The 13,173-nt window shown below is 42.2% G+C and carries 8 protein-coding genes; 7 read left to right on the top strand and 1 reads right to left on the bottom strand.

The features are described 5' to 3' along the window. Positions 1 to 11: 11 nt before the first annotated feature. The 7 genes from sdhA (at position 12) to sucD (ending at position 11,256) form a co-directional block, all read left to right on the top strand. Positions 12 to 1,910, top strand: coding sequence for a succinate dehydrogenase flavoprotein subunit (gene sdhA, locus BBP83_RS11555; protein WP_068888699.1), 1,899 nt, complete (start codon positions 12 to 14; stop codon positions 1,908 to 1,910). 14 nt (positions 1,911 to 1,924) lie between these two features. Beyond that, positions 1,925 to 2,635, top strand: coding sequence for a succinate dehydrogenase iron-sulfur subunit (locus tag BBP83_RS11550; protein WP_068888697.1), 711 nt, complete (start codon positions 1,925 to 1,927; stop codon positions 2,633 to 2,635). Between the two features lie 829 nt (positions 2,636 to 3,464). Next, on the top strand, positions 3,465 to 6,287 hold the full coding sequence (locus BBP83_RS11545) for a 2-oxoglutarate dehydrogenase E1 component (RefSeq protein WP_068889022.1): 2,823 nt from the start codon (positions 3,465 to 3,467) through the stop codon (positions 6,285 to 6,287). A 16-nt stretch (positions 6,288 to 6,303) separates the two neighbouring features. After that, positions 6,304 to 7,512, top strand: coding sequence for a 2-oxoglutarate dehydrogenase complex dihydrolipoyllysine-residue succinyltransferase (gene odhB, locus BBP83_RS11540; RefSeq protein WP_068888695.1), 1,209 nt, complete (start codon positions 6,304 to 6,306; stop codon positions 7,510 to 7,512). A gap of 60 nt (positions 7,513 to 7,572) precedes the next feature. Beyond that, positions 7,573 to 9,006 carry a dihydrolipoyl dehydrogenase gene (gene lpdA / locus BBP83_RS11535; protein ID WP_068888693.1) on the top strand — a complete coding sequence of 478 codons (1,434 nt, stop codon included), beginning with the start codon at positions 7,573 to 7,575 and terminating at the stop codon, positions 9,004 to 9,006. A gap of 181 nt (positions 9,007 to 9,187) precedes the next feature. Then, positions 9,188 to 10,354, top strand: a complete 1,167-nt coding sequence (sucC, locus tag BBP83_RS11530) for an ADP-forming succinate--CoA ligase subunit beta (RefSeq protein ID WP_068888690.1) — start codon at positions 9,188 to 9,190, stop codon at positions 10,352 to 10,354. Positions 10,355 to 10,365: 11 nt separating this feature from the next. After that, positions 10,366 to 11,256, top strand: a complete 891-nt coding sequence (gene sucD, locus BBP83_RS11525) for a succinate--CoA ligase subunit alpha (protein ID WP_068888688.1) — start codon at positions 10,366 to 10,368, stop codon at positions 11,254 to 11,256. Positions 11,257 to 11,438: 182 nt separating this feature from the next. Here the strand turns inward: sucD and BBP83_RS11520 are convergent, their stop codons facing one another. Then, a complete protein-coding gene (locus tag BBP83_RS11520) occupies positions 11,439 to 13,151 on the bottom strand; it encodes a flotillin family protein (protein ID WP_068888686.1) in 1,713 nt (570 codons plus the stop codon). Positions 13,152 to 13,173: the final 22 nt, after the last annotated feature.

The raw sequence follows: 13,173 nt of genomic DNA, 5'->3' as shown, positions 1-13,173 counted from the left end.
AGGAAAATATCATGGGCGCTATATCCCCTAAAGAAGATTACACAAATATTCCGCACCAAACTTTCGATGCAGTTATCGTAGGTGGTGGTGGTTCAGGTATGCGTGCTTCGTACCAACTTGCTCAAGCTGGTTTGAAAGTTGCTGTTCTGACTAAAGTTTTCCCAACACGTTCACATACTGTTGCTGCGCAAGGTGGTATTGGTGCATCTCTTGGTAATATGCAAGAAGATAATTGGCACTACCATTTTTATGACACAGTTAAAGGTTCGGATTGGTTAGGTGACCAAGACGCGATTGAATTTATGTGTCGTGAAGCACCTCAAGTGGTTTATGAATTAGAACACTTGGGTATGCCTTTTGACCGTAACGCAGATGGTACGATTTACCAACGCCCATTCGGCGGTCACTCTGCAAACTACGGTGAAAAAGCGGTTCCACGTGCATGTGCTGCTGCTGACCGTACAGGTCACGCGCTTCTTCATACGCTTTATCAAAGTAACGTGAAAATGGGTACTCAATTCTTCGTAGAATGGATCGCACTTGATTTAATTCGTAACGAAGCAGGCGACGTGCTCGGTGTTACAGCAATTGACCAAGAAACGGGTAAAATTGCAGTATTCCAAGGTAAAGCGACATTGTTCGCAACAGGTGGTGCGGGTCGTGTTTACCGTGCATCTACCAATGCTTATATCAATACTGGTGACGGTCTTGGTATGGCTGCTCGTGCAGGTATTCCATTACAAGATATGGAATTCTGGCAGTTCCACCCAACGGGTGTAGCGGGCGCAGGCGTATTGTTAACCGAAGGTTGTCGTGGTGAAGGTGCAATCCTTCGTAACGATTCGGGTGAGCCGTTCATGGAACGCTATGCACCAACTTTGAAAGACTTGGCACCGCGTGACTTCGTATCACGTTCTATGGACCAAGAAATTAAAGAAGGTCGTGGTTGTGGTCCGAAAAAAGACTACATCTTGCTTGATATGACGCACTTAGGTGCCGAAACCATCATGAAGCGTTTACCATCTGTATTTGAAATTGGTAAAAAATTCGCAAACGTGGATATTACCAAAGAGCCAATTCCAGTAGTACCAACAATCCATTATCAAATGGGTGGTATTCCGACGAATATTCATGGCCAAGTTGTTGTTCCTGAAGGTGTTGCAGATACAAACTTTGAAGCGGGTTATAGCCCAGCGTCAGATGTTTATTCTACAAACGGTGGCGACCGCAACTATACCAAACCAATTAAAGGTTTTTATGCCATTGGTGAATGTTCTTGCGTGTCTGTACATGGTGCAAACCGTTTAGGTACAAACTCACTGCTTGACTTGGTTGTATTTGGTAAAGCTGCTGGCGAACACATCATCGACTATGTGACTAAACATCATGGTGATGAGTATCAACCGCTTCCAACAACTGTACTTGAAAGCACCTACAAGCGTGTTGCGTTACTAGATGACTCAACATCAGGTGAAAATGCACAAGAAGTTGCAGATGCAATCCGTGACATCGTTCAAGACCATGCTGGTGTATTCCGTACATCTGCGCTTCTTGATGAAGGTGTGAAACAGATTCTTGCAATCGAACCTCGCGTACGTAACATTCATTTGAAAGACAAATCTAAAGTGTTCAATACAGCACGTGTTGAAGCATTAGAAGTTGAAAACTTGTATGAAGTTGCAAAAGCAACGTTAATCTCTGCAGCAGCTCGTAAAGAATGTCGTGGTGCACATACAGTGGTAGATTTTGAATTACCACCTGATCACCCAACTTACTCTTACGGTCGTCGTGATGATGAGTGGATGAAACACACGTTATGGTTCTCTTCAGACAACCGTCTAGAGTATAAACCTGTGCGCTACAAACCGTTATCGGTTGATGCAATTCCACCTAAACCACGTACATTCTAATTGGGAGAAGTAAGATGAGTAGAGGCATTCGTACATTTAATATCTACCGCTACGATCCTGATAAGGATAAAGCACCATACATGCAAACGTTCAAGCTTGAATTGACGGATAAGCATCGTATGTTGCTTGATGCGCTTCTTGCGTTGAAAGTAGAGGATGAAACGTTAACGTTCCGTCGTTCATGCCGCGAAGGTATTTGTGGTTCTGATGGTGTAAACATCAATGGTAAAAATGGTTTAGCGTGTCTTTGGAACCTAAACGATTTACCTGAAGTGATTACAGTTCGTCCTTTACCTGGTTTACCTGTTGTAAAAGACTTAATTGTGGATATGAATCAGTTTTACGATCAGTATGACAAAATTCATCCATTCTTGATCAATAACCAACCAGCGCCAGCAAAAGAGCGTTTACAGTCTCCAGAAGAGCGTGAACACTTAGATGGTTTGTATGAATGTATCCTGTGTGCATGTTGTTCAACTGCATGCCCATCGTTCTGGTGGAATCCGGATAAATTCTTAGGTCCATCAGCATTGTTGAATGCATACCGTTTCATTATTGATTCGCGTGATACAGCAACTCAAGAGCGTTTGGCTCGTCTTGATGACCCATTCTCTTTGTTCCGTTGTAAAGGCATCATGAACTGTGTGTCTGTTTGCCCTAAAGGTTTGAACCCGACAAAAGCAATTGGTCACATCCGTAGTATGATGTTTGATCACGCAGGTTAATCTGCTTGACAGAAAAAAGCGCATCTTCGGGTGCGCTTTTTTTATATCTGATTCATTTTTAAGTGGGGCAGGTGGCTTGCCAAGTTTTTATAAGTAATGGTTGTTTCGCAGTGAGATGTGGTGGAGAAAATCAACTATTGAATGTTGTTTGGGTTTTTGATGGATGAATTAAGTATTAATTTTAAGAAATAGAAGTTGGCTGGTTAATAATTGTTGCAAGTTGACCTTTTGCCCTGTCAATAGACGGTGAAAATGTTATCATATAACGTCTGTTGGTTGTTAGAAAGAGAGAATGCTCTCTTTGGTGTAAAGGGTTTTTGTCAGTTTAGACCTTTGTCTAAATTGAAAGATACTTTTTTATACAGCACCATAGGTTAGAGGAAAATATTGATATTGTATTTCGCTAATTTATGGAAGGTATGTGTCAAAAAAATCAATTGAAAATAGCAGAACGTGTTAGCATTTACGGCATTCCTGTAGGTGAAATTTGGGTGATGAGAATGTACATATTTTCAACATTTAAGGTTTTCTAGGCAATCTATACATGTAATGAAAGTCGATTTAGACAAAGTAAGGCGCTTGAATTATTTTTTCTAAGACGATTTGCAAAAAATTGCCTGGTTTTGGCTAGGTATAATAATGAGTAATGGTGCCGCTGAGGGGCCTTATTGTTCATTGATCACATTGGGAAATCCTAATGTAGTGATAACGCGCCTCATGGCTGACGCCTAATGGGGACTAATGTCATATTACCAATTTGACGTTATTAATCATGGGTTCGCTTAAAAAGCATCCTGAAATGTTTTTGCAATAGGAAATGGGTCCACAAATGCAAGAAGTTGCTGACGCACTGCGTCTTGACACTGAACTTTCCGCTGACAGTGCAGCGTATATTGAAGAACTTTATGAGCAGTATTTGATAGCTCCAGACTCAGTAGAAGCTGACTGGTGTGCATACTTCGATAAATTCCCTAAAGGTGATCAACCACACAGCAATGTACGTGAGCAATTCCTATTATTGGGTCGTAATTCAAATCGTGTTCAAGCTGTTGTGCAAAGTGCAGTAAGTTCAGAGCACGGTCAACGTCAAATTGGCGTGTTACAACTCATTGCTGCTTACCGTAACCGTGGTCATCAAAAAGCAAAGCTTGATCCATTAGGTTTGGCTAAGCGTGAAATCGTGCCTGATTTAGATCTTGCAACGCATGGTTTAACGCAGTCTGATTTAGACACACCGTTTAATACAGGCAACTTGGCGATTGGTAAGTCTGAAGCTACATTAGGTGAAATGGTTAAGGCCATGGAAGAAATTTATTGTTCTTCTATTGGCGTTGAATACATGCACATTGTAGACACCAAAGAGAAACGTTGGATTCAGCAACGCCTTGAAGGTGCACGTGGTCAATTTGGTTTCAATGCAGAACAGAAAAAACATGTTTTAGAACGTTTGACTGCAGCTGAAGGCCTTGAGAAATATTTAGGTAATAAATTCGTTGGTGCAAAACGTTTTGGTGTAGAAGGTGGCGAATCATTCATTCCTATGGTGAATGAGCTTATTCAGCGCGCAGGTACTGTGGGCTGTAAAGAAGTTGTCATTGGTATGCCTCACCGTGGCCGTTTAAATTTACTTGTAAACATTATGGGTAAAAACCCTGCTGATTTATTTGGTGAGTTTGAAGGTAAATCAATTCATAAGAAAGGTTCTGGTGACGTTAAGTACCACCAAGGTTTTTCTTCAAATGTAATGACTCCAGGTGGCGAAGTTCACTTGGCATTGGCATTTAACCCATCGCATTTAGAAATTGTTGGGCCAGTTGTTGAAGGTTCTGTTCGTGCACGTCAAGTTCGTCGTAAAGATATCGGCGGTGATGACGTATTACCAGTGATTGTACATGGTGATGCTGCATTTTCGGGCCAAGGTGTAAACCAAGAAACCTTCCAAATGTCACAAACTCGCGGTTATACCGTGGGTGGTACTGTGCATATTGTGGTAAACAACCAAGTTGGTTTTACAACATCTGATCCACGCGATGCACGTTCTACAGAATACTGTACCGACATTGCAAAAATGATTCAGGCACCAATCTTCCATGTAAATGGTGATAATCCTGAAGCTGTGATGTTTATTGCTCAATTGGCACATGATTTCCGTCATACGTTCCGTAAAGACGTTGTGATTGACATGTTCTGTTACCGTCGTCGTGGCCATAACGAAGCAGATGAGCCAGCTGCAACACAACCAATGATGTATCAAGTGATTAACAAAAAAGCGACTACACGTACGCTTTATGCTGATCAATTGGTACAAGAGGGTGTGCTTGACCGTGCTGCTGCAGACCAAATGGTTGAACAGTACCGTTCAGACCTTGAAGCAGGCAAACATGTTGCAAATGCTTTAGTCCTTGAACCAAATACTAAAATGTTTGTAGATTGGGCACCGTATTTAGGTCATGACTATACAGACGATTGGGATACATCTTACCCAATTGAACGCTTGAAAGAACTTGGCGCAAAAATGCGCGAGCTTCCAGAAGGCTTTGTCATGCAACGTCAAGTTTCTAAAGTGATTGACGACCGTCTTAAAATGCAAACTGGCGAAATTCCATTAAACTGGGGTGCTGCTGAAACTTTAGCTTATGCAACTGTTTTGGATGAAGGTTACTTATTCCGTTTAACGGGTGAAGACGTTGGTCGTGGTACATTCTCACATCGTCATGCAAAACTGCATAACCAAGTTGATGGTTCAACTTACATTCCATTATGTAACTTGAAAGAAAATCAACCACGTACTGCAATTTATGACTCACTCTTGTCAGAAATGGCAGTGTTGGCCTTCGAATACGGTTATTCAACGACTTTACCGAAAAGCTTGATCATTTGGGAAGCACAATTTGGTGACTTCGCAAACTGTGCGCAAGTGGTGATTGACCAATTTATCTCATCGGGTGAAACCAAATGGGAACGTGTTTGTGGCTTAACATTATTGCTTCCACACGGTTATGAAGGTCAAGGTCCAGAGCATTCATCTGCACGTTTAGAGCGTTTCTTACAGCTTTGTGCAGAAGACAACATGCAAGTGATTACACCGACTACACCTGCACAGATTTACCATGCAATGCGTCGTCAAGCGGTTCGTCCAATTCGTAAACCAATGATTATCACTTCTCCGAAATCATTGCTTCGTCATAAGCTTGCAACGTCTACTTTGGAAGAACTCGCAACAGGTCGATTCCAAACTGTGATTGATGAAATTGATCAAATCAACAAAGCGGATGTAACACGTCTGGTGCTTTGTGGTGGTAAGGTTTACTACGATTTGCTTGAAAAACGTCGTGAGCAAGAATTAACGAACACTGCAATTGTGCGTATTGAACAATTGTATCCGTACCCAGAACAGCGTATTGCTGAAGTATTTGCTTCTTATCCAAACGTGACTGAAATTGTTTGGGCTCAAGAAGAACCGAAAAACCAAGGTGCTTGGTTATTCATCGCGCCTCGTTTATATGATGATGTGATGAAATTAGGTAAACAAGTACGTATTAGCTTCGCAGGCCGTCCAGCTTCAGCTGCGCCAGCGTGCGGTTCACCATATTTGCATGCAAAACAACAAGCTCAGCTCGTAAATGATGCTTTAGCGATCGTAGCTGAATAACAGGAGATTCTTAGTAATGGCAACCGAAATTAAAGCACCGGTATTCCCAGAGTCAGTTGCTGACGGAACAGTTGCAACTTGGCACAAACAACCTGGTGAAGCAGTATCACGTGATGAAGTGATTTGTGATATTGAAACTGACAAAGTTGTATTGGAAGTTGTAGCTCCTGCAGACGGTACGATTGTATCTATTGTTAAAAATGAAGGCGATACAGTGCTTTCTGCTGAAGTTATTGCTCAGTTTGCTGAAGGCGCACTTTCTGGTGCAGCTGCAACTCAAGCTGTTCAATCTGAAGCAAAAGTAGAGCAAGCGGCTGCGCAAACTGAAGCTGGCGCATCGCCAGTGGTAGAACGTGCTCAACCTGTTGCTGATCAAGCACCTGCGGTTCGTAAAGCATTAACTGAAACTGGTATTGCAGCTTCTGACGTATCTGGTACTGGCCGTGGCGGTCGCATCACGAAAGAAGATGTTGCGAACCATCAAGCTAAACCAGCTGTTGCACCTTTAAGTGTTGCTGTTGGCGAGCGTATCGAAAAACGTGTTCCTATGACGCGTTTACGTAAGCGTGTTGCTGAACGTTTACTTGCTGCAACGCAAGAAACAGCAATGTTGACAACGTTCAACGAAGTGAACATGAAACCAATCATGGACATGCGTAACCAATATAAAGATGCTTTTGAAAAGCGTCATGGTGCACGTTTAGGCTTTATGTCTTTCTTCGTAAAAGCAGCAACAGAAGCACTTAAGCGTTATCCTGCTGTAAATGCATCTATTGATGGCAACGACATCGTATATCACGGTTTCTATGACATTGGTGTGGCTGTTTCTTCTGAGCGTGGTCTAGTTGTTCCAGTTCTTCGTGATACTGACCGTATGAACTATGCTGAAGTTGAAAACGGTATTCGTGCATACGCTGGTAAAGCGCGTGACGGTAAATTAGGTATTGAAGATATGACTGGCGGTACATTCACTATTACTAATGGTGGTACTTTCGGTTCATTGCTTTCTACGCCAATTTTGAATACACCACAGACAGCAATCTTGGGTATGCATAAAATCCAAGAGCGTCCTATGGCTGTGAATGGTCAAGTTGAAATTTTACCAATGATGTATTTAGCGCTTTCTTATGATCACCGTTTAATCGATGGTAAAGAAGCTGTAGGTTTCCTTGTAACAATCAAAGAATTGTTAGAAGAGCCAGCTCGACTCATCCTTGATCTTTAATACTTCAGAATAAATCTATGGGCTTAGAGCGATCCTCTAAGCCTGTTTTTGGAGATACACATGTCTCAACAGTTTGATCTTGTTGTAATTGGTGGTGGCCCAGGCGGTTATGAAGCTGCTATCCGCGCTGCTCAGTTAGGCTTTAAAGTTGCCTGCATCGAAAAACGTATTCATAAGGGTAAACCTTCACTAGGCGGTACATGCCTAAACGTGGGTTGTATCCCTTCTAAAGCATTACTTGATTCTTCACATCGTTATGAAGATACAGTGCATCACTTAGATGATCACGGTATTACCACAGGTGACGTGAAGTTTGATCTTGCAAAATTACTTGCGCGTAAAGACAAAATCGTTGACCAATTAACGATGGGTATCGATGGCCTTTTAAAAGGTAACGGTATCGAGTGGTTAAAAGGTACGGGTAAGTTGCTTGCGGGTAAAAAAGTTGAGTTTGTATCTCACGAAGGTGAAACTCAAGTTTTAGAACCGAAATTTGTCATTCTTGCGACTGGTTCTGTACCAATCAATATTCCATCAGCACCTGTTGATCAAAATATCATTGTTGATTCAACGGGCGCACTTGAATTCCAAGAAGTACCTAAGCGTTTAGGTGTGATTGGTGCAGGTGTGATTGGTCTTGAACTTGGTTCAGTTTGGCGTCGTTTAGGTGCGGAAGTTGTTGTATTTGAAGCAATGGATGCATTCTTACCAATGGCTGATAAAGCCTTGGCAAAAGACTACCAAAAACTGTTGACTAAACAGGGTCTTGATATCCGTGTAGGCGCGAAAGTTGCTGGCACAGAAGTGAATGGCTCTGAAGTTACTGTTCAGTACACCCAAGGTGGCGAAGATAAAACTCAAACTTTCGATAAATTGATTGTTTGTGTGGGTCGTCGTGCATACGCTGAAGGTCTATTGGCTGATGATTGTGGTATCAAACTGACTGAACGTGGTTTGGTTGAAGTGAACGATTGGTGTGCAACTTCAGTTGAAGGCGTATATGCAATTGGTGACTTGGTACGTGGTCCAATGCTTGCACATAAAGCAATGGAAGAAGGCGTAATGGCTGTTGAACGTATGCACGGTCATGCAGCACAAGTGAACTACGACACAATCATTTCAGTAATTTACACACACCCAGAAGCGGCGTGGGTTGGTTTAACTGAACAGCAAGCTATTGATAAAGGCCATGAAGTGAAAACTGGTCAATTCGGTTTTGCTGCCAATGGTCGTGCCATGGCTGCTGGTGAAAATGCTGGTTTTGTGAAGTTTGTTGCTGATGCGAAAACAGATCGTTTACTCGGCATGCACGTGATTGGGCCTGCTGCGTCTGATATTGTACACCAAGGTATGATTGCGCTTGAGTTTGTATCTTCTGTAGAGGATTTACAATTGATGACTTTTGGTCATCCAACATTCTCTGAAGTGGTTCATGAAGCAGCACTTGCTGTCGATGGACGTGCGATTCACGCGATTCAGCGTAAACGCAAATAAGATGAAAAAAAGAGCGGCTAAGGTCGCTCTTTTTACATTTGATGGTTGTATTTATGGGAACAATCATCTAAAAATAAAGATAAGAAATATTTTGAGATTTAAAAAAGGTTAAAGCTGCTTTGACGGATGTCTGGGCTTTAATGGGTCATAACAAAGCGAAAAAACAGTAAAAAGGTAAAAAATGAACTTACACGAATATCAAGCGAAAGCGCTATTAAAAAAATATGGTATGCCTGTTCAAGAAGGTATCCTTGCAACCAATGCAGAAGAAACAGTCCAGGCTTTTGAACAACTTGGTGGTAAATTTGCAGTATTAAAAGCGCAAGTTCATGCAGGTGGTCGCGGTAAAGCGGGCGGTGTGAAAGTAGTTAAAACGGCTCAGGAAGCAGCCGACTATGCCAACAGTATTATTGGTACACGATTAGTCACATATCAAACAGATGCCAATGGTCAACCGGTTAACAGTATTTTGGTTGCAGAAGACGTTTATCCTGTAGAGCGCGAATTGTACTTGGGTGCAGTGGTGGATCGTTCAAGCCGTCGTGTCACTTTTATGGCGTCGACTGAGGGTGGTGTCGAAATTGAAAAAGTCGCTGAAGAAACCCCAGAAAAAATTATTAAAGTTGAAGTAGACCCATTGGTTGGTTTATTGCCATTTCAAGCACGTGAAGTTGCATTTCAGTTGAACTTAAAAGATGGGCAAGTCAATCAATTTGTAAAAATCATGTCTGCAGCCTATCAAGCGTTCATTGAAAATGACTTTGCTTTATTTGAAATCAACCCACTTTCTGTGCGTGAAAATGGCGATATTTTATGTGTCGATGCCAAAGTGGGAATTGACTCAAATGCGTTGTATCGCTTACCTGAAATTGCTGCACTACGTGACAAGTCACAAGAAAATGAACGTGAGCTCAAAGCCTCTGAATTTGATTTGAACTACGTTGCCCTTGAAGGCAATATTGGTTGTATGGTCAATGGTGCGGGTCTTGCAATGGCAACCATGGACATCATTAAACTGTATGGTGGTCAGCCTGCCAACTTCCTTGATGTTGGTGGCGGTGCAACCAAAGGCCGTGTGATTGAAGCCTTTAAAATTATTTTGGCAGATAGCTCTGTACAAGGTGTATTGATTAATATCTTCGGTGGAATTGTACGTTGTGACATGATTGCTGAAGCAATTATTGCAGCGGTTCAAGAAGTAAATGTGACCGTACCTGTGGTTGTGCGTTTGGAAGGAAATAATGCAGAACTGGGTGCTAAATTACTTGATGAATCAGGTCTAAAACTTATTTCTGCAAATGGTTTGTCAGATGCCGCAGAAAAAATTGTTGCTGCAGTAAAAGCGTAAGGAGTATCAATATGAGCGTATTAATTAATAAAGACACCAAAGTATTGGTACAAGGTTTTACAGGTAAAAATGGTACATTCCATTCAGCACAAGCACTGGATTATGGTACAAAAGTCGTCGGTGGTGTGACACCGGGTAAGGGGGGCACAACGCATCTAGATTTACCTGTATTTAACACTATGCAAGAAGCTGTGAATTCGACCGGTGCAGATGCGACAGTGATTTATGTACCTGCACCGTTTATATTGGATTCAATTATTGAAGCGGTAGATTCAGGTGTTGGGCTTATTGTGGTCATCACTGAAGGTGTACCAACTTTAGATATGCTTAAAGCCAAGCGTTACCTTGAAACCAATGGTAATGGTGCACGTCTGATTGGCCCAAACTGTCCAGGTATCATTACACCGGGTGAATGTAAGATTGGTATTATGCCAGGTCATATCCATCAAGCGGGTAAAATTGGGATTATTTCACGTTCAGGCACCTTGACCTATGAAGCGGTTGCACAAACCACCAAACTGGGTTTGGGTCAGTCAACGTGTATTGGTATTGGTGGTGACCCAATTCCGGGTATGAACCAAATTGATTGCTTGAAACTGTTCCAAGAAGATCCACAAACTGAAGCCATTATTATGATTGGTGAAATTGGTGGGACAGCAGAAGAAGAAGCTGCCGAATATATTCAATCCAACGTGACTAAGCCAGTTGTGGGTTATATTGCAGGTGTGACTGCCCCGAAAGGCAAGCGTATGGGGCATGCAGGCGCTATTATTTCTGGCGGTAAAGGAACCGCTGAGGAAAAGTTTTTAGCCTTTGAAAAAGCAGGTATGGCGTATACGCGTAGCCCTGCAGAGTTGGGATCGACGATGTTCCAGTTGCTCAAGGATAAAGGTTTGGCCTAAATTGTTATTTAGATAAAAAGAGGGAACCTTTGGGTTCTCTTTTTTTGCCTAATTTTAAGATGATTATTTACTAAATCATGCGAATATTTAGCATAATCATAAAGACAGTAGGTAATTATGTTTTGATGATGAGAGCAAAAAAGGCAACCTTCTGGTTGCCTTTTAATTTTTTTGGGATGGAATTAGTTGGGTGATTTTGGCTTTAAACTTTGTGTAAAGCCATTAATATCGCCACCATGAATACCTAACTCACTCATTAAGCTGTCAATTAATGGCGCTTGTGAGCGATAGCGCAGGGCACTATTTACCACTTGGTCAGACAACGCCACATTGTTGCTATCATGTTGTGCATCACCTTGGCACGATGCTGTATGGCTACCATGCAGGCCATTTACTTGCAGAATTTTAATATCGTCAATATTTTCCATTGGTTTTACGCTTTCACGGATAATTTCTGGCAAGTATTTCAACATGGCCAAGCGAATTTGCATTTCAATTTGTTCAGCTGAAAGAACATTATTGGCTTCATTGACGGCACGTGTACCTTCTGCATCAACTTGATATTGTTTTTCCATGGCTTGCGCTAGAAGTATTTTAGCATCAGCTTCACCTTTGGCTTTTAAGCGTGCTTGTTCAGCAGAGGCTTCAGCAGCAATACGGACAGCTTCTGCATCATCGGCAGCGGCTTGTTTACCTGCTTCGGCAGCGACTGTAATGGCAATTGCCTCTTTTTCAGCAGCTTGTTTAGCAGCTACTAGTTCAACGGCTTTTTGACGTTCTGCTTGCTGAATTTGACGCACGGTAATGACTTCTTCTTCGGCTTTTACAGCTTCTGCACGGGCACGGTCAGCCGATGCTTTGGCCTCGGATTCTTCACGTGATTTTTCTGCAACAGCAATGGCGCGAATTTGTTCAGCCAATTCAATGGTTTTTTTCTGTTCGACTTGCGCCTGTTCAATAATTTGTGCTTTTTGAATATTTTGATTTTCAACATCGCGGGCAGCAGTAATGCGTTTTAGGTCAACTTCACGTTCTGCTGCAATTTGTGCTTCTTCCGCTTCACGTTTTTTGGCTGCTTCTTGCGCTGCTATTTCTGCCAATTGCTCAGCACGACGAATGGAAATTTCACGCTCTTGCTGTAGCTTGGCATATTCTTCTTCGCGCACAATTTGCATACGTGCTTGTTCTGCCTGCAAGTTTTTGGTTCGAATGGCAAGATCAGCGTCTTGTTCAATTTCGTTGCGCTTACGACGACGGTCTTCAATTGTTTCAGTTAATTTTGTTAGACCTTCAGCATCAAAAGCATTTTGCGGGTTGAAGTATTTAAACCCTGTTTGGTCTAAACCTGTTAAAGAAACGGTTTCAAGTTCTAAGCCATTTTTATGTAAATCTTCAGAAACCACTTGCTGTACTTTTTGTACAAAGTCCACGCGCTTTTCATGTAATTCTTCCATGGCCATTTCGGCGGCGACAGCACGCAGAGAGTCGACAAACTTACCTTCCACCAAATTTTTGAGTTCATTGGGTGACATGGTTTTTTGGCCCAGTGTTTGTGCCGCGGTTGCAATAGATTCAGCTGTAGGCTTAACCCGAACATAGAATTCAGCCATGACATCTACGCGCATACGGTCGCGGGTAATTAAGGCTTGATCATCTGCGCGACGAACTTCAAGACGTAGGGTATTCATATTGACGGGGATAATTTCATGCAATACAGGTAGGACAATTGCACCGCCCCCTAAAATTACTTTTTCACCGCCAAAGCCAGTACGAACAAATGATATTTCTTTGCTAGAACGCTGGTATAAGCGAGCAAGGATAAAGCCAATAAAAATAAAAGCTGTGAAGATCACAGCAGTCGTGACCAAAATACCGCTTGGAATTATGTCTAACATTTTGTGGATTCTCTATATCTAT

The organism is Acinetobacter celticus (assembly GCF_001707755.1).
In the GTDB taxonomy this organism is placed as follows: Bacteria; Pseudomonadota; Gammaproteobacteria; order Pseudomonadales; family Moraxellaceae; genus Acinetobacter; species Acinetobacter celticus.
Note: the sequence above shows the minus strand (reverse complement) of the source record. Positions and strands in the feature narration are given on the sequence as shown.

Excerpts from the sequence above, each read along its gene's own strand:
- BBP83_RS11520 (WP_068888686.1), bottom strand. The coding sequence starts at position 13,151 with ATGTTAGACATAATTCCAAGCGGTATTTTGGTCACGACTGCTGTGATC.
- sucD (WP_068888688.1), top strand. The coding sequence starts at position 10,366 with ATGAGCGTATTAATTAATAAAGACACCAAAGTATTGGTACAAGGTTTT.
- lpdA (WP_068888693.1), top strand. The coding sequence starts at position 7,573 with ATGTCTCAACAGTTTGATCTTGTTGTAATTGGTGGTGGCCCAGGCGGT.
- BBP83_RS11550 (WP_068888697.1), top strand. The coding sequence starts at position 1,925 with ATGAGTAGAGGCATTCGTACATTTAATATCTACCGCTACGATCCTGAT.
- sucC (WP_068888690.1), top strand. The coding sequence starts at position 9,188 with ATGAACTTACACGAATATCAAGCGAAAGCGCTATTAAAAAAATATGGT.
- BBP83_RS11545 (WP_068889022.1), top strand. The coding sequence starts at position 3,465 with ATGCAAGAAGTTGCTGACGCACTGCGTCTTGACACTGAACTTTCCGCT.
- odhB (WP_068888695.1), top strand. The coding sequence starts at position 6,304 with ATGGCAACCGAAATTAAAGCACCGGTATTCCCAGAGTCAGTTGCTGAC.
- sdhA (WP_068888699.1), top strand. The coding sequence starts at position 12 with ATGGGCGCTATATCCCCTAAAGAAGATTACACAAATATTCCGCACCAA.